Annotated in this window: 20 protein-coding genes; 7 read left to right on the forward strand and 13 right to left on the reverse strand. The window is 68.5% G+C overall.

Annotated features, from left to right (window positions below; translation table 11 throughout):
- Positions 1–46 precede the first annotated feature (46 nt).
- The gene (locus tag BM337_RS01435; protein WP_089813214.1) at positions 47–1,183 is read left to right on the forward strand and encodes a DUF1616 domain-containing protein; all 1,137 of its coding nucleotides are present in this window, start codon (positions 47–49) and stop codon (positions 1,181–1,183) included.
- 107 nt (positions 1,184–1,290) lie between these two features.
- A complete protein-coding gene (locus BM337_RS01440; RefSeq protein WP_089813216.1) occupies positions 1,291–2,046 on the forward strand; it encodes a sugar phosphate isomerase/epimerase family protein in 756 nt (251 codons plus the stop codon).
- Positions 2,047–2,157: 111 nt separating this feature from the next.
- On the opposite strand, the gene BM337_RS01445 is transcribed toward BM337_RS01440, so the two are convergent.
- Positions 2,158–2,460 carry a DUF7521 family protein gene (locus BM337_RS01445; RefSeq protein WP_089813218.1) on the reverse strand — a complete coding sequence of 101 codons (303 nt, stop codon included), beginning with the start codon at positions 2,458–2,460 and terminating at the stop codon, positions 2,158–2,160.
- Positions 2,461–2,799: 339 nt separating this feature from the next.
- Between BM337_RS01445 and BM337_RS01450 the strand changes: the two genes are divergently transcribed.
- The 3 genes from BM337_RS01450 to nadE all read left to right on the forward strand — a co-directional run bounded on the left by BM337_RS01450 (position 2,800) and on the right by nadE (position 5,330).
- Positions 2,800–3,324: a DoxX family protein gene (locus BM337_RS01450; protein ID WP_089813220.1), complete on the forward strand. Its 525-nt coding sequence runs from the start codon at positions 2,800–2,802 to the stop codon at positions 3,322–3,324.
- 15 nt (positions 3,325–3,339) lie between these two features.
- Positions 3,340–3,639, forward strand: a complete 300-nt coding sequence (locus BM337_RS01455) for a hypothetical protein (RefSeq protein WP_089813222.1) — start codon at positions 3,340–3,342, stop codon at positions 3,637–3,639.
- A gap of 839 nt (positions 3,640–4,478) precedes the next feature.
- Positions 4,479–5,330: an NAD(+) synthase gene (nadE, locus tag BM337_RS01460; protein ID WP_245778578.1), complete on the forward strand. Its 852-nt coding sequence runs from the start codon at positions 4,479–4,481 to the stop codon at positions 5,328–5,330.
- A 98-nt stretch (positions 5,331–5,428) separates the two neighbouring features.
- Here nadE and sod read toward each other — a convergent pair whose 3' ends face one another.
- The 12 genes from sod to BM337_RS01520 all read right to left on the reverse strand — a co-directional run bounded on the left by sod (position 5,429) and on the right by BM337_RS01520 (position 14,406).
- Entirely contained in the window at positions 5,429–6,040 is a 612-nt protein-coding gene (sod, locus tag BM337_RS01465) for a superoxide dismutase (RefSeq protein WP_089815488.1), read from the reverse strand.
- Positions 6,041–6,250: 210 nt separating this feature from the next.
- Positions 6,251–6,961, reverse strand: coding sequence for an urease accessory protein UreF (locus BM337_RS01470; RefSeq protein WP_089813224.1), 711 nt, complete (start codon positions 6,959–6,961; stop codon positions 6,251–6,253).
- The gene (locus BM337_RS01475; protein ID WP_089813226.1) at positions 6,958–7,566 is read right to left on the reverse strand and encodes an urease accessory protein UreE; all 609 of its coding nucleotides are present in this window, start codon (positions 7,564–7,566) and stop codon (positions 6,958–6,960) included. The genes BM337_RS01470 and BM337_RS01475 overlap by 4 nt, the downstream gene beginning before the upstream one ends.
- Entirely contained in the window at positions 7,566–8,486 is a 921-nt protein-coding gene (locus BM337_RS01480) for an urease accessory protein UreD (RefSeq protein WP_089813228.1), read from the reverse strand. The genes BM337_RS01475 and BM337_RS01480 overlap by 1 nt, the downstream gene beginning before the upstream one ends.
- Positions 8,487–9,110, reverse strand: coding sequence for an urease accessory protein UreG (gene ureG / locus BM337_RS01485; RefSeq protein ID WP_089813231.1), 624 nt, complete (start codon positions 9,108–9,110; stop codon positions 8,487–8,489). It abuts the gene before it with no gap.
- Positions 9,107–9,499, reverse strand: a complete 393-nt coding sequence (locus BM337_RS01490; protein ID WP_089813233.1) for an urease subunit gamma — start codon at positions 9,497–9,499, stop codon at positions 9,107–9,109. Before BM337_RS01490 ends, ureG begins: the two co-directional genes overlap by 4 nt.
- A gap of 12 nt (positions 9,500–9,511) precedes the next feature.
- Positions 9,512–11,230, reverse strand: coding sequence for an urease subunit alpha (gene ureC, locus BM337_RS01495; protein WP_089813235.1), 1,719 nt, complete (start codon positions 11,228–11,230; stop codon positions 9,512–9,514).
- Entirely contained in the window at positions 11,227–11,715 is a 489-nt protein-coding gene (locus tag BM337_RS01500) for an urease subunit beta (protein WP_089813237.1), read from the reverse strand. The genes ureC and BM337_RS01500 overlap by 4 nt, the downstream gene beginning before the upstream one ends.
- Before the next feature lie 139 nt (positions 11,716–11,854).
- A complete protein-coding gene (locus BM337_RS01505; RefSeq protein WP_089813239.1) occupies positions 11,855–12,658 on the reverse strand; it encodes an energy-coupling factor ABC transporter ATP-binding protein in 804 nt (267 codons plus the stop codon).
- Positions 12,655–13,470: a cobalt ECF transporter T component CbiQ gene (gene cbiQ / locus BM337_RS01510; RefSeq protein WP_089813241.1), complete on the reverse strand. Its 816-nt coding sequence runs from the start codon at positions 13,468–13,470 to the stop codon at positions 12,655–12,657. Before cbiQ ends, BM337_RS01505 begins: the two co-directional genes overlap by 4 nt.
- Before the next feature lies 1 nt (position 13,471).
- Positions 13,472–13,768 carry a PDGLE domain-containing protein gene (locus BM337_RS01515; RefSeq protein WP_089813243.1) on the reverse strand — a complete coding sequence of 99 codons (297 nt, stop codon included), beginning with the start codon at positions 13,766–13,768 and terminating at the stop codon, positions 13,472–13,474.
- Positions 13,765–14,406 carry an energy-coupling factor ABC transporter permease gene (locus BM337_RS01520; protein WP_089813245.1) on the reverse strand — a complete coding sequence of 214 codons (642 nt, stop codon included), beginning with the start codon at positions 14,404–14,406 and terminating at the stop codon, positions 13,765–13,767. The genes BM337_RS01515 and BM337_RS01520 overlap by 4 nt, the downstream gene beginning before the upstream one ends.
- A 99-nt stretch (positions 14,407–14,505) precedes the next feature.
- Here BM337_RS01520 and nikR point away from each other — a divergent pair, with 99 nt between their 5' ends.
- Both nikR and BM337_RS01530 read left to right on the forward strand, forming a co-directional pair.
- Positions 14,506–14,916 carry a nickel-responsive transcriptional regulator NikR gene (gene nikR / locus BM337_RS01525; protein WP_089813247.1) on the forward strand — a complete coding sequence of 137 codons (411 nt, stop codon included), beginning with the start codon at positions 14,506–14,508 and terminating at the stop codon, positions 14,914–14,916.
- Positions 14,917–15,304: 388 nt separating this feature from the next.
- Positions 15,305–16,618: an urea ABC transporter substrate-binding protein gene (locus BM337_RS01530; RefSeq protein ID WP_089813248.1), complete on the forward strand. Its 1,314-nt coding sequence runs from the start codon at positions 15,305–15,307 to the stop codon at positions 16,616–16,618.
- Positions 16,619–16,660: the final 42 nt, after the last annotated feature.

The following is a 16,660-nucleotide window of genomic DNA, read 5'->3' on the forward strand; positions in this document are numbered from 1 at the left end:
ACGCCTTCCACGGGTTTCTTTTAGGTCACTCACACATGTTACGCCAATGGAGAATCGCCGGTGGTTGTGGGCACTCTTGCCGCCACAGCTCAGGAACCTGCCCGCGGACCTGGCGACGGTCGTCGTCCTGACGCTCGCCACCGTCCTCGCCGCGACGCTTCCCGTGGTCGCGGAGACGCCGCTGCGGGTCGTCCTCGGCCTGCCGTACGTGCTCTTCCTGCCCGGCTACGCGCTCGTCGCCGCGCTGTTCCCCGAAGCCGGACCGGACCGCGTGGAGAAACCAGCCGACGACTCCGGCGACACCGACGACGAGGAGACAGACGGCTGGGTCGCGACAGGGGCGTGGGGCGAGTCGTCGGCGGACGACGACCACTCCGGCACCGACGGCTCGACGACCGGACCGTCCGGCGTGGCCGACGCCGGTATCGACGGCATCGAACGCGTCGCGCTCGCCTTCGGGACGAGCATCGCCGTGGTGCCGCTGGTGGGGCTGGTCCTGAACTTCACGCCGTGGGGCATCCGCCTCGTCCCCATCCTCGTCGCCGTCAGCGGCGTCACGCTGGCCTGTACTGCCGTCGCCGCCCGTCGCCGGTGGGCCTTGCCCGCCGACGAGCGCTTCCGCGTCCCCTACCGGCAGTGGTACCGCGCCGCTCGCGACGAACTGTTCGCCCCCGAGACGCGGACCGACGGGGCGCTGAACGTCCTGCTGGCGCTGAGCATGCTCGTGGCCGTCGCCAGCGTCGGGTACGCCGTCGCCGTCCCCAAGGAGGGCGAGTCCTTCTCCGAGTTCTACCTCCTCACCGAAGGCGAGGACGGCGAACTCGTCGCCGACGACTATCCCACTGAGTTCGTCCGCGGCGAGGGACAACCGCTGGTGGTCGGGATCGGCAACAACGAGCACGAGGCGACGACGTACACGGTGGTGGTCCAGTTACAGGACGTCGCCGTCGTCGACAACGAGACGCGCGTGCGCGAACGGCGCGAACTCGACCGGTTCGGGACGAGACTGGCCCACAACGAGACCTGGCACCAACCCTACGAGGTGACGCCGACGATGACAGGGACGCGCCTGCGACTGCAGTTCCTGCTCTACACGGACGAGGCGCCCGCGAACCCGCGCGTCGAGAACTCGTATCGCGACCTCCACCTCTGGGTCAACGTGACCGACGGGTCGGCGGGGTAGACGGTCGAACCCGTCGGACCCAAGTCAGCGGAACGCGGTCCGGCAATGGTCTGACCCACGCCGGTGACGCACTGGCTACTAAGGCCCGTCGAGACTATCGTGAGACCATGGACGTCGGACTCACGGTGGGGGACTCGATCGAACGGCTGGAAGCGACCGGCGACGGCTTCTCGTTCGTCGAACTCTCGGTCGGGGAGTCGGCGCTCGTTCCGGCCGAGACGGACGAGAGACGGATACACGAGGCGCTGGCGGCCATTGACGCCGACCTCTGTGTCCACCTCCCGTTCGACCAGGTCGTCGCGACGGCGATTCCACAGATCGACGACGCCATCGTCGACTACCAGTCGGAACTGCTCGAGTGGGCGGGCTCGCTCGGAGCGAGAAAGGCGGTCCTCCACGCGACGATGCGGAACCCGCACGATACCGACCAGCGCCCAGTGTTCGCCGACCAGCTCTCGGCCATCGACGCCGCCGGCGCGGACGCCGGCGTCGAGGTCGTCGTCGAGAACGTCGGCCACCAGCCCCGCGGGGTACAGCTCTCCGTCCTCGGTGACATCGCACGGGAGACGGGGACGGCCGTCTGCTTCGACGTCGGCCACGCCTACATGGAGGACGGCGACGACGGCGTCGACAGGTTCCTCGGCGAGTACGCCGACCTCGTCTCCCACCTCCACGTCCACGACGCCCGCGGGCGCGGCGACACCCACCTCCCGATCGGCGCGGGCGAGATCGAGTACGGACTCGTCACCGAGCACCTCGACGGCTTCGACGGGACGGTCGCCGTCGAGGTGTTCACCGACGACGTCCCGCTCCTGGCGGACTCCGCGCGACGAATTTCCGCGTTTCTCGACGGGAGCGAGTGACGAACCCGGGAGGTGACCCGAGAACCGGCCGTTTGCACTTGTTTCTGCTCCGTTCCCATTTCCGCGCCCATTTCCGCCCCGTTCTTTTTCCACTTTCGTGGCCGCGCTCGACTACGCGCTGACGGACCGCGGGATGCTGTACAGCGACCGGAGCAACAGCACAAATCCGGGGGCGACCAGCGCGCCCTGGATCAGCAGGGTTCGCTCGACGTCCAGACCGACCACGAGGCCGCCGACGCCGCCGACGAGCAGCCCGAGGGTGATGGCGCCGAACCCGTAGCTGAACAGTCGGAGCGCCCGGGACGTGTGTCTATCTGCGGCTCGAAAGGCGAGAACCGTTATCGTCGTGCCGATGACGACCGCGACGGTCGTCACGACGGCGATCAGTGGGGTGAGTGTGGCGTGGAGTGTCATGGTGTCGGCTCGTGCGTGGAATGCCTGGTTCGTGGCCCGGAGACCGGGACGCCCGGGCCCAGTGATACGACCGCTGCATCTACTAGCGACTTCTCCTGGACACACCTTCAAGCGTGAACGACGTTCTCACGCCACGGGAAGAGTGCCACCTCGTGGGGGCGGCGGACCGACGCGAAAACCGCAGAGGGTAGGCCAGCTGTCAAGCGATGGTCGTCTGTGGCCTACACCCCCAGAGAGGAGGGCTACCCATTAGTGTCCCAGCGGGTATTTTCAGCCGCCGGGAACCCCCTCCCGTTTATACCTGCTATGAGGGCGGAGTCGTACATGTGAGCCACACAGATGTCTACTAACACAGCCAACCCACTGGCGGGCGAGTTCGAGTTGGCCATGGACGGGCCACTGACGGCGTACTGGCTGGCGATCCTCCGGGTGCTCACCGGCTGGTGGTTCTTCCACGCCGGCATGACCAAGCTGCTGGAGGACGGCCTGGCGTACAGTTACGGGCCGATGTACATGCAGGGCATGGAGGGCACCGCGCTCGGCCCCATCCCCGTGTGGATGGGGAACAACCTGGCGTGGTTGATCGCGCCGGGCGTGCCGCTGTTCGAGACGCTGATCGGCCTGGCGATCATGGCCGGCGTCCTGACCAGGCTGGCGGCCTTCGGCGGGGCGTTCTTCATGGTGCTGTTCTGGGTCGGGAACGCCGGCTTCGGCCACGGGCTGGTCAACAGCGACCTGATGGGCCTGCTGCTGTTCGTGACGATCATGGTCCTGGCCGCTGGGCGGTACTACGGCCTGGACGCCGTCATCGAGAAGCTGCAGTTCGTACAGCAGCGCCCGAAACTTCGGTACCTGCTCGGCTGACGAGGTGACCAAACAATGACACAGATCAAATCGACGGTCGATAGGGCGGCGATGGCGGTCAGCGGCGGCCTGATACTGCTGGGCGTCGTCGTCCTCGGACTGGTAGAGACGCTCGCGGGCCAGCCCTACGGGGCGGCACCGCTGACGAACGACGCGGGCGAAGTGATCGCGATGCCACTGATAGCCCCGAACCTCCGGACGGGGCTGGTGATCCTCGGGCTAGTGGTCCTGCTGCTGTGGGGCCTCTACAAGCTCGCGACGCCCATGGCCGGGGGCGACACGGAGACGACGCCGGCCGAGAGCACGGCCGACTAGACCGAGATTCCGACAGCCGTCTGCTTTTCTTCGCACACTGTGCTGGTAGCCGCTGGTAGCCCGGCACACACGACGAGACGCCCGGCGGTGATACCGGCCGCCTCGGCGGTTTCACTGCGAAATACACAATCTGACGTGTATGCATCTATCATCACCCAAATCTTAGAATGGATGGATATATAGACAAACTTCGTTATGTCTTTGCTACACTGGGGATGTGTTCTAGGAGATCGTACGGAACACTCAAGCCCTTGCGTAAGTCAGTCTCTCTCATGATTCACGGAGGTGGTGCGACCCGAGCGTGAGACGAGATCACTCGCCAGCAGCGAGCTGCTGGTGCTCGAACCCGGTCGTACCGTGTCATCGTCGAGAACGTGACCTGTCACCATCACCGGTATCTACCGGCCGATTCGTCCCAGTTCGGCCGAACTGGTGTTCGTCTGGAACGGCCAGTCGCCGTCCGGTCCGCCTCTCCCGGAGGGGGCCGACGGCACTGCCTGCACTTCACTGTACACGCATCCCGGAGCCACGGCTCGGACCGCCCACAGCTGCCACTGATCCACACTGTTTCGGGCGTGCCGGGTCGTCGCGTTCAGTCTCGTCTTCCCACAGAAATTCGATTGACAGGGATTGAAATGTACGTCCGTTCTCAAAAACTCCTGATCACTTTCTATGTAATAGGTGTTGTGGGGGACTTCAATGCGATTATGGTATTTGGTGGCAACCATTATACCGAATCGGAATCCCAACACTCACCGTGAACGTATTAGTCGAACCTGTCGAAGCCGACGACGTCGCGACGGCCGTCGAACCGACCACGGCGAACGGAGCGGCGTGACGTGAGCGACGCGACGACACACCCACGGATACTCGAACTGCCCCGGGAGGAGACGGGACTGGCGACGTCTAAACCGGCAGTCAGGCGCGTACAGCAGCTGCTGCCTGCCTTTCTCGAAGACGGCGTCGCCGAGGCGGGCGCGGACGGCCTCGTCGTCCGACTCGACGGGAGCGTCGAGACGGCTGTCGCCGCCGCACTGGCCGTCGACGCGGTGGGCGCCGATCGCGTGACCGGACTCGTCATGCCCGCCCAGTTGAACGACGAGGCGCCCGCCCGCGACGCCGAGGCCGTCGCCTCGATACTCGACGTCGACTACCGGCGCCTGGCGCTGCAACCGCTCCTCACCGCGTTCCAGCGCGTCGTCGGGACGGCCGGGGAACCCGCCGACGACCTCGTCGCGGTCGGCAACGCCAGCGAGCGGTTCCGGATGGCCTGTACGTACTACGTCGCCAACACCACGAACCGGCTCGTCGTCGGCACCGTCACCCGCACCGAGCGCCTGCTCGGCTCCGTCACGAAGTACGGGGAGACCGGCGTCGACCTCTCGCTGTTCGGCGACCTCTACCGGACCGAGATTCGGGCGCTCGCGAGGGAGATGGACCTCCCCGAGGTCATCCTCGACGGCACCCGGCGCCGCACCGGGAACGTGGACCCCACCGACGCGGAGAAACTCGGCGTCGAGCAGACGACGCTGGACGGTCTCCTCCACTTCTCGATCGACGAGCAGCGGGCAGACGCCGCAGTCGCCGAACGGGTCGACGTCGACGAGTCCGTCGTTCGCCGAGCCAGGCGGTGGTGTGCACGGACCCGTCACAAGCGTCACCAGCCGCCGAAACCATCGATGGCGAACTGAGCGGGCCGGCCCTGCCGATCACCTCGATCCGCTGCGCGCCGGCGTTCGAATCGCGTGCCCACGGCCGGCTCTCGTGAAAAAAGCGCAGTGGTACCGACTTACTCGAAGTGGTCGACGACCTTCTGGTACTCCTCGGCGGCCTTCTCCCAGTCGACGACTTCGAAGAAGGCGTCGACGAAGCTGCCGCGGTCCGGGCCGTAATCGTAGTAGTAGGAGTGCTCCCAGACGTCGATGGCCAGGATGGGGTGGGAGCCCCAGAGCGCGCCCTGGTCGTGTTTGTCGACCGCGACGTTGCGCAGTTGCTTGGCGACGGGGTCGTAGACGAGCAGCGCCCAGCCACCGGCGGCGCCGGCGGCGGCCTCGAACTCGCCCTTCCAGCCCTCGTAGGAGCCGAAGTCCTCCTCGATGCGGCTGCGGAGGTCGCCCTCGGGCTCGCCGCCGCCGTTGGGGGACATGTTCTCCCAGAACAGCGTGTGGAGGTAGTGACCGCTGCCGTTGTGGGTCACGTTCCCGAGCGCGCCGGCGGAGCCGCCGAAGTCGCCCGACGAGCGGTTCTCGGCCAGGGTCTCCTCGGCCGACTGCAGGCCGTTGACGTAGCCCTGGTGGTGCGTATCGTGGTGCCAGGTCAGCACCTGCTCGGAGATGTGTGGTTCGAGCGCGTCGTAGTCGTACGGCAGTTCCGGAAGCTCCGGGTTCGACTGTTCAGGCATAGCGGCCGAGACGACGGCTGCCCGCCCCATAATGGCTTGCTGAAACCAGTTTAAGTAGGACCGTTGATACGACGCCCCCTCGGCTTCCAGACGTCCGTAGCGCCGCCGTCACGGCTGCTGTGAGGCGAGTATCGCCGTCGTGACGTCGCGGTTCTCGGACCGAGAACCGTCCAGCCGATCGGTGACGTTCAGCTGAGTAACAGCCGCCGATTAGCTGACGAACAGCCGCCGGTCGGCCCGTTCGTGGTCGGCCGAGGCCACGTCGACGAGCGGCGCGAACGGCTCCATCTCGTCGAGCGAGCGGTCGCCGCTCTCCTCGACCGCGGCCGTCATCGCCGGTCGCAACTCGTCGACGGTCCGCTGGACGTCGGTGTGGCCGAGCCGGAGGAGCCGCTGTGCGGCGCCGAGCAGCCCAGTCACGAACCCGTGATACGCGACCAGACACGCCTCGTCGGCGTCGATACCCTCGCGGCCGGCGACCGCACCCAGGACGACGGCGTGGTTCCCGGGGGCGTCGCCCGCCTCCACCGCGGCGGCGTAGTCGTCGAGGAAGTCGTCGTCACGCAACTCGCGCTGGAGCGAGAGGAGCCGCTCGCCCGTCCGCGTGGAACTCTCGCGGAACTCCGCTGTCAGCGTCGTCGCTGTCAGTCGGCGGTCGGCAGCGAGGACTGCATCGACGTCGGCTTCCTCAGTGCCGCCCTCACCCGCCGTCGCGCCGCGGTGTGCGGCCCGGAGCGCCACCAGGTCGGCGACGCCCAGCTGGCGGCGGAGGTACGTCTCCAGGAGCGTCCGGAGGTCGTCGGCGTCCTCGACGCGGTCCTCGGCGACGAACTGCTCCAGCCCGTAGGAGACGCTGTCGGTGCCGACCGGGAGCGCCGAGTCGGCCAGCCGGAGCGACGCCAGTGTCGACTCGTCGCTCACGACGACCCCTCCGAGTCGATCTCTCCGACCCCGTGGCTGTGCGTGTGACTGCCGTCTCCGTGCGCGTGGTCGTGGCCGCCATCGCCGTGGCTGTGTGCGTGACCTCCCTCATCGCTTCCGTGCCCGGCGTCGCCATCGTCGAACAGCGCGGGACTCACCTCGTCGTAGCCCACGGTGGTGCCGTCGGGGAGGTGGGGCTCCACCTCGGCTTCCATCCGCTCGCGGACGTCGGCCAGCGGGAGGTAGGCCCGCTCGCCCTCGACGGCCAGGTCCCAGTGGCGGTTGCCGACGGCGTGGCCGAGTTCGAGCGCGGTCGACACGGCCGACGCATCGGGGTCGACGCCGCCCAGGTCGACGACCATCGCTGCGACCGGTTCGAGCGAGATGTGGACGAGCCGGCCGTCGGCCGAGAGGAGGTCGCCGGCCCGGAGTTCGCGCCCGAGGACCACGCCGAGGTCGGTGCCGTCGTCGGCCGTCGTGCGAAAGCGCGAGCGCCGCCGCTCCGTCTCGTCGACGGTGATGGCGAGCGCGTCCTCGCTTTCGAGTCGGTCGGCGAGCTCCGGGTCCTCGTCGACGTTCCCGACGTAGGAGTCCGCGACCAGCATCAGAGCTTCCTCCCGTCGGGGGCGCCGACGTCGAGTAGTACGGTTCGTGCCTCGTCCCACGCCGCGTGCAGCGATCCGGTGACGTCCTCGGCGCGGTGGCCCAGCGCGCGGACGACGACGCCGGCGCCGTTGGGCAGCGTCGTCGCGGCGGCGCGGGCGCTCGACGTCTCGTCTTCCGTCTGCTCGCCGGCTCGGTCGTGGAGCGCGTCGGAGAGGGCGTTCCCGTCGCTCTCGGGCGCGACGACGTACAGCGTGCCGTACACCGCGTACTCGCCCATCACGCCGGGGGCGGTGGGATCGCCGTCGGCTGGCGTGAGGTGCGTCGCGTCCTCGAACAGCAGGTCGCCGTCGCTGCGGCACTCGAACCGGGAGACGAAGCGTTCGAAGTCGAAGCGCTCGCCGCGGGCCAGTCGGCCCGGGACGACGACGTCGCCGACGACGGCCGTCGCGTCCGGCGTGATGTCCAAATGCAATTCCTGGCAGTAGCGCGCGTCGGGATTGACGATCACGGGTTCGGGGACGTAGTCGAGGTGGCTCCCCGGACCCACGGAGAGCGAGACGTCCGCGGCGGCGTAGTTGCGCTCCATCGTGAGCACCTTCGTCGAACTCCCGGTGGTGACGTGGGCGATGCCGCCGTTCGCCACGCTGACGTCGATGGTGTGGCGGTCGCCCTGGGCGACGCCGCCGTTCGGCGACTGGACGAACACCGTCTCCGCGTCGGGGTGGGGGTCGTGGGCGAGCGTGCCGCTCAGGTGGAAGGGGACGCGGGCGAAGTCGCGGACGAGGTGGGTCTGGCCGTCCTCATCCGCGGCGAAGGCCAGTTCCAGCCGGCCCTCCTTGCCCGGGGCGCCGACGGGGGCCTGCGGGACCGGTTCGGCCGCGTAGGGTTCGAACGCGGGGTGTGGGGCGTCGGCGGCCATCTACGCGAACAGGACCCCCTCGGTGACGTGCTCCAGGACCGACTCGACCCCGTCCCCGGTCTTGCAGTTCGTGGTGACGAACGGGCCCTCCCGGACCGATTCGGCGTCCGCCTTCATCACGTCCAGGTCCGCGCCGACGTGGGGCGCCAGGTCGGTCTTGTTGATCACCAGCAGGTCGCAGTCGACGACGCCCGGACCGCGCTTGCGCGGGATATCCTCGCCCTCCGCCACCGAGATGACGTACAGCGAGTAGTCGGCGAGTTCGGGGTTGAACGTCGCCGCGAGGTTGTCGCCGCCGCTCTCGATCAGGACCAGATCCAGGTCGGGGTGGTCGGCCAGAAACGCGTCGATCTGGGTGAGGTTCATCGACGGGTCCTCGCGGATGCCCGTGTGCGGGCAGGCGCCGGTCTCGACGCCCGCCACGAGGTCCTCGGGGACGATGCCCGCGAAGCGCTCGCGCAGCGCGTCGGCGTCCTCCTGCGTGAGGATGTCGTTGGCGATGACGCCCACGTCCAGGTCTCGCTCCACGAGTTCCGGGACGAGTTCGGTGACCAGCGACGTCTTGCCGGAGCCGACGGGGCCGCCGATGCCGACCGTGGCGACGTCGCGGTGGGTGAGGCTCACGGCTCTCCCTCCGCGTCCGCAGCCGGACCGCCGTCGGCCGCGGCCTCCGCGTCGTCCTCGTCGCTGCCGGGGTCCATCGCGCCCGAGGACCGGATCGGGTCGTGGACGGTGACGAGCTTGGTGCCGTCGGGGAAGACGGGCTCGACCTGGATCATGTCGACCATCTCCGGGACGCCCGGCATGACGTCCTCCGGGTCGAGTAGCTGGGAGGCCTCGGCGCGGATCTCGGCGACGTCCCAGCCGTCGCGGGCGCGCTCGACGCACCAGTCCGAGATGTACGCGACCGCCTCGGGGTGGTTCAGCCTGACGCCTCGGTCCTTGCGGCGCCGGGCGAGCTCTGCGGCCATGAAGACCGTCAACCGCTCTCGTTCCTTGGGCGTGAGATTCATCCTTGGAGTACCTCAAAGCATGTACCGCTGTGCGAGGGGGACCTCCTCGCTCGGTTCGCAGGCGACGACGTCGCCGTCGACCCGCACCTCGAAGGTCTCGGGGTCGATCTCGACGTCGTCGGGGCAGTAGTCGTTGTAGTGCATGTCCGCCTTGCCGGGCGTCCGGGTGTCGGAGACGGGGACGACGGGCGTGTCGAGGCCGTATTCCTCGCCCGCGTCCGCGTCGGCGGCGGCCTGGCTGACGAACGACAGCGAGAGGGCGTGTTTGGCCTTCCCGGCGGCGCCGGCGCGTGGCCGTTGCATGATCGGTTCGCAGGTCATCAGCGAGCCGTTGGCCTCGCCCATCTCGGAGTAGGTAGGGAAGCCGCCCTTGAACGTCATCGCCGGCTTGATCCCGAAGAACGCGGGGTCCCACAGCACCACGTCGGCGAGTTTCCCGGGTTCGAGCGAGCCGACGTACTCGTCGATGCCCGCAGAGATGGCCGGGTTGATGGTGTACTTCGCGAGGTAACGCTTGACCCGGAAGTTGTCCGCCTCGGGGTGGGTGTCGGACGCTTCATCTTCCGGCAGGGGACCGCGCTGGGCTTTCATCTTCGAGGCTGTCTGCCAGGTCCGGCTGATCACCTCGGCCTGCCGGCCCATCGCCTGGGCGTCGGAGGTCATCATCGAGATGGCGCCCTCGTCGTGGAGGACGTCCTCGGCGCCGATGGTTTCGGCGCGCACCCGGGACTCGGCGAAGGCGACGTCCTCGGGGACGTCGGGGTTGAGGTGGTGACACACCATCACCATGTCCAGGTGCTCGTCGAACGTGTTGGCCGTGTACGGCATCGAGGGGTTCGTCGAGGAGGGGAGCATGTTGGGCTGGCCGACCATCTCCATGATGTCCGGGGCGTGGCCGCCGCCGGCGCCCTCGATGTGGAACAGGTGCATCGTCCGCCCGTCGACGGCGGCGAACGTGTTCTCGACGAACCCCGCCTCGTTGAGCGTGTCCGTGTGCATGCACACCTGGACGTCCTCCGCTTCGGCGACGTCGAGGCAAGTGTCGATGGCCGCGGGCATCGACCCCCAGTCCTCGTGGAGTTTCAGCCCGCAGGCGCCCGCCTCGACCTGCTCGACCAGGGGGTCGGGCTTCGAGGCGTTGCCCTTCCCGTAGAAGCCGACGTTCACCGGCCACTCCTCGGCGGCCTGGAGGAACCGCTCGACGTTCTCGGGGCCGGTCGTGCAGGTGGTCGCGCCGCCGCCGTAGCCGCCGCCGAGCATCGTCGTGATCCCGGAGGCCAGCGCGTGTTCGTGCAACTGCGCGGAGTTGAAGTGGACGTGGACGTCCAGCCCGCCCGGGGTGACTATCTTCCCCTCGGCGGGGTAGACGTCCGTCGACGGGCCGACGACCATGTCGACGCCGTCCATCGTGTCGGGATTGCCGGCCGACCCGATCCCCGCTATCTTCCCGTCGCGGATGCCGACGTCGGCGGCGACGATGCCCTGGACGGGGTCCAGCACGAGTGCGTTCGTCAGCACCCAGTCGAGCGCCCCCTCCTCCTGGGTTGTGCCGGGCGACTGGCCCAGGCCGTCACGGAGCGTCTTCCCACCGCCGAACACCGCCTCGTCGCCCGGCGTCCGCAGGTCTTCCTCGACCTCGACGAACAGTTCGGTGTCGCCCAGGCGGACCCGGTCGCCCTCTGTCGGGCCGTACAGCTCCGCGTACGTCTCGCGGTCGACGTCGCGGGTCATCGCTTGCCCTCCGTCGCGTCGTCGTCCACGTCGTCGGCGCCAGTTCCGTCCGCCACCTCGCCGTCGGCGGCGCCGTCTCCCTCGTCCTCGGCCAGCGTTCCCGCCTGCGACGGGATGCCGCCAAAGCCCTGCCGTCCTGCCCGTTCGACCGCCGCAGCGGCGTCGCCGTCGACGCTCCCGTTCACGAGGCCGTTCATCCCGTGGGCGACGCGCTTCCCGCCGAGCGCGACCAGGTCGACCGTCTTCTCGTCGCCGGGCTCGAACCGGACTGCCGTGCCCGCGGGGACGTTCAGTCGCATCCCGAACGCGCCCTCGCGGTCGAATTCGAGGGCGGCGTTGGCCTCGAAGAAGTGGAAGTGCGAGCCGACCTGGACGGGCCGGTCGCCCGTGTTGGCGACGCGGACCGTCGCCGTCTCCCGATCCTCGTTGATAGTCACCGGTTCCTCGCCCGTCCGCACCTCGCCGGGGACGACCGGTTCGGTCACGGCGACCCACCCCCGGTCGGCGCGCGGTTCGACTCCGATTCCGCTGGTGTTCGTTCGTCGGTCATCTGCGCCGAGATTCCACTGTCGCGACTAAATCACCGACGCTGTGCGCAATATTGGCACTCCAGCCCGACAGAACTTACCGATCGTCCAGTTCGTCGACCGCCTCGGCGATCGTAATCGGCGGATCGTCGACTCCGAGCCGGTCGAACAGGTCGACGACTGTCGGAACGGAGAGTCCCACTCGCCTGAGCGCGTCGACGTCGGTCAGCACCTCGCGAGTCTGGCCGTCGGCGGCGATCGCGCCCTCGCGGTCCATGAGGATCACCCGGTCGGCCACCGCGGGGACGAGGTCGGCGTCGGGCGTGGAGACGACCAGCGTGACGCCGTCGTCGACCAGGTCGTCGAGCAGGTCCAGCAGCTCCGCTCTGTTCGCGCCGTCGACGTTCGAGAGCGGTTCGTCCAGCAGGAGGACCTCCGGATCGAACGAGAGGACGCTCGCGAGCGCCGCCCGGCGCTGTTCGCCGCCCGAGAGGCGGAACGGGGGGCGGTCGAGCAGGTGGGTCAGGCCGAAGCGGTCCGCGAGGGCGCTGACTCGCTCGTCGACCGTCTCCTTCGGGAGGTCGAACTGCGAGGGGCCGTACTCCACGTCCTCGCGGACGGTGGGATTGAACAGGTACTCGCCGGGGTCCTGGGTGAGCACGCCGATGCGCTCGCGGACATCGTCGGCCGGCTGGTCCTCGCCGAAGAAGCGGACCGTCCCCTCGTCGGGGTCGAGCAGGCCGCCCAGGAGCAAGAGGAGCGTGGACTTGCCCGCACCGTTCGGGCCCAGGATGGCGACCCGTTCGCCGGCACCGATGGCCACGTCCAGATTCTCGACGGCTGCCGTCCCGTCCGGGTAGGCGTAGGACAGGTCCCGGGCCGCGACGACGGGGTCGGTCACGCGAGCACCACCCGGCCCGCGACGGCCAGCGCGACGACCGCGGCGAAGCCGACGTCGGCGACGCCGACCGGGTGGGGACGGGCGTAGGGCGTCATCTGCGTTCCGCCGCGGGCGGCCGCCGCGCGCTGGACGCGCTCGCCCCGCTCGAACGTCCGCAGGAAGAAGGTGCCGAGGAAGGACCCGGAGCGGCGCCACGACGACCGCAGCGACTCCGGCGCGAACCGGCGGCTCCGGCGAGCCACGGTCATTCTGGTCAGCTCCCGGAAGAACAGCAGCAGGTACCGGTGGGTGACGGCGATCAGGGTGACGGCGAGCGGTGGCGCGCGGAGCCGACGAAGCGCCGCCAGGACGCCCGAGAACCGGGTCGTCAGGAGCAACAGCGACAGGAAGCCTACGCAGCTCGCGACGCGGACGGCGAACGCCACGACGTAGGCGACGCCGGGTTCGGTGACCATCAGGGGGACGAGTGGCAGCGGCAGGGTGGCCATCGCAGGTCCCTCCATCAGCACGGCCTGCGGCGCGACGACCAGGAGCGACGGGAGCGTCGGCAGGGCGAGCCGTTCGGCGAAGGTACTGATCGGGACGCGCGAGGCGAGGGCGAGCGCGACGGCGAGGCCCAGCAACGCGGCGAGAGGGCGGAGGTCGTCGGTGGCGACGGCGACGACGACGAGCGAGACGAGGCCCACGAGCTTCGCGACGGGGTGGACCGCCTGGAGGAACCCGTCTCGTTCGGGGACAGTCGCCGACAGCAGGAACGCCGTCGCCCGGTCGCTGACGGTCGTAACGGTGCGGTCGAGGGCGTCGACGACCATTTCAGTCGGCCAGCACCCGGCCCATGCCCGTCGCGAGGACGAGGGTCAGTGCGGTGCCGACGAGCGCGGCCAGGAGCGTCCCGGGCGCGGCGCCCAGCCCGGGGACGCCGTAGTCCGGCATGAGCCCGGGGTTGACGGTCTCTGCGGCGTCCGTCGCGCCGGTCGCCTCGGCGGCGTTGTCCAGCGGCTCGGCGTAGCCGACCTGGCCGGCCGCCCAGCCGAAGACGGGCGCGAGGAGGACCAGGACGAGCAGTATCGCGAGCCCCGTCCGAAACCAGGAACGGTCGAGGGCGCTCACGCCTTCACCTCCCGGAGCGGGGACGCGGGGAGGACGTCCGGCCGCGCGTCGACGACGGCGCGGTAGACAACGGCCGTGATGGCGCCCTCGATCAGCCCGAGCACGAGGTGGCCGGCGCCCATTAACAGGACGACCGTGCCGAGTTCGTAGGCGAAGGCCGACGAGAGGCCCAGCTGGACGGCCGCGCTGAGCGCGCCCGCAGTGATGCCGAGCCAGCCGGCGGCGAAGGCCGCCCCGAGTTCGTGGTGGTTCGCGAGGGCCCGGTAGACGGCGTAGCCGACGTACACCTCGACGATGGCCATGTTGAACACGTTCGCGCCCAGGACGACGACGCCGCCGTCGCCGAAGACGAGCGCCTGGACTGTGACCACCGTCGCGACGCAGAGCGCACCGAGGTGGGGCCCGAGCAGGATGGCGGCGAAGGCGCCGCCGACGAAGTGAGCGCTCGTACCGCCCACGATCGGCCAGTCGAGCATCTGGGCGGCGAAGATGCCGGCCGCGACGATGCCCAGCAGTGGCGCCTGCGCGTCGGAGAGCTCGCCGTCGACGCGCCGGGCCGCGTAGGCGAGGACGGCTATGGACGCCAGGGCGCAGACGGCCGCGACCGCAAGGTCGAGAAACCCGTCGAGGATGTGCATACCCGCACTGACCGGTGCCCCGTCGATAATACTTTTCCTTGGCGCAGTATTATTCGAGCCGGGAACAGGCTCTTGGCGCCCGGCGCGAAACGGGAGCGCATGAGCGAGGACCTCGACCGCATCAGCCTCACCCTCCCGCCGGAGATGACCGACCGGCTGGACGACATCGCGACGGACTGGGACTACGCCAGCCGGTCGGAGGCGGTCCGGGACGCCCTGCGGGACTTCTTCACGGCCTACGAGTGGGAGAGCGACCACGGCGAGACGCACTACGGAACGCTGGTCGTCATCCACGACCACCACGTCGACGGCCTGGCCGACCGCCTCCAGCGACTCCAGCACGACGCCGAGGAGATCATCACCGCCGTCCAGCACGTCCACCTCTCGCACCACCGCTGCATGGAGACCATCACGGTGGAGGGCCCGGGGGCCGAGATAAGCGACCTGGCCAACCGCCTCCGGTCGGTCAAGGGGGTCCGGCAGGTGAAGGTCGTCGTCGTCGGCGAGTGAGGGCCGCCGACCCGATTTTCTGACGATCCGGGAGAATCACTGCCCGTTTTCGAACACCACTCCTCCCCGACACGTTATCGCTGGACTTGACGGGCCGACAGTTCGGGCGCCGGCGCGTTCGGGAAAACGGATCGTCCGTCAACTTTCGAGCGCCTAGCTGGACGATCGCCTGTCATCGACCCCAGGTTTAATGTATTCCTTATACACCTCCAAGGTCAGTTGGATGAATATAAGATTGGATTGGTAACCCTTATTTAGCAAGTGCGAAACGGAAGGGATGGAAACATATGATGGACGTTCGTCACGCAATCTCGCGGAAAAGCAGTGGATTGAACGAAGTATCATCGTCTGACGTTACAGAAGCCGCGCGAATGGTGGAGGCCGGCCAATGAACGACCGGATCAGTCGCCGCCGCTTCGTCACCGCCGGGGGCGCCGCGATGGTCGCCGGACTCGCCGGCTGTTCCCAGAGCGACGGGAGCGCCGAGGGCGCCTCGACGGACACGGCCAGTAGCGCCGACGTCGTCAAGATCGGCGTCCTGGAGGACCAGTCCGGCAACTTCGCCCTCGTCGGCGACCCCAAGTACAAGGCCTCGATGCTCGCCATCGAGGAGATCAACGCCGACGGCGGCATCGACGGGAAGCAGATCGAACCGGTCACCGCCGACCCCCAGTCCGACAACCAGCGCTACCAGGAACTCACGCGCGAGTACATCAACGAGGAGGAGGTCGACGTCCTCTGGGCTGGCTACTCCTCGGCCACGCGGGAGGCGATCCGACCGATCATCAACCGCAACGAGCAGCTGTACTTCTACACCACCCAGTACGAGGGCGGCGTCTGTGACTCGACGACGTTCGCCGTTGGCCCGACCGCGCGACAGCAACTCGGGATCGTCCTCCCGTACCTGCGCGAGGAGTTCGGCCCGGAGATCTACACCATCGCCGCGGACTACAACTTCGGCCAGCTATCGGCCGACTGGGTCAAGGTGCTGGCCGACGAGAACGACGCCGAAGTGGTCGGCGAGGAGTTCATCCCCCTCTCGGAGTCCAGCTTCGGGTCGACGATCAGCCGCATCCAGGACGCCGACCCCGACTTCGTCATGTCGATGCTCGTCGGCGCGAACCACACGGCCTTCTACGAGCAGAAGGCCTCCTCGGGGCTGGACGTCCCCATCGGGACCTCGACGGCGATGGCCCAGGGGTACGAACACCGCCGCATCGACCCGCCGGCGATGGCCAACATCTACGCCGGCGTCAACTACATGGAGGAGGTTCCCACCGAGAGCAACACCAGCGACGGCGGGTTCGTCGACCGCTACTTCGAGAAGTACCCCGACGCGCCCTACCTCAACGAGGAGGCCGAGACGAACTACTTCTCGACGTACATGTACAAGGAGGCCGTCGAACAGGCCGGGACGCTCGAACAGCCGGAGGTCATCGAGGCCCTGGAGTCGGGGATCAGCCTCGGCACCGAGCGCGCCCCCGAAGCGCCGGAGGGCGAGACGATCGAACTCGACCCGGCGACCCACCACGTCGACCACCACATGTGGGTCATGAAGGCCGACGAGGAACACAACGTCGAGGCGATCACCGACCGGAAGATCCCCGAGCAGTTCCTCTCGGAGACCGTCGGCTGCGACCTCACTCAGGAGGACGAGCAGAAACAGTACACCCCGGTCGACTACTTCGAGGAGGCGGAGTAACATGGTCGCGGGTCTGTTCGGACCGGGCGGAACCGGGAGACG

The organism is Halomicrobium zhouii, from assembly GCF_900114435.1.
Taxonomy (GTDB): domain Archaea; phylum Halobacteriota; class Halobacteria; order Halobacteriales; family Haloarculaceae; genus Halomicrobium; species Halomicrobium zhouii.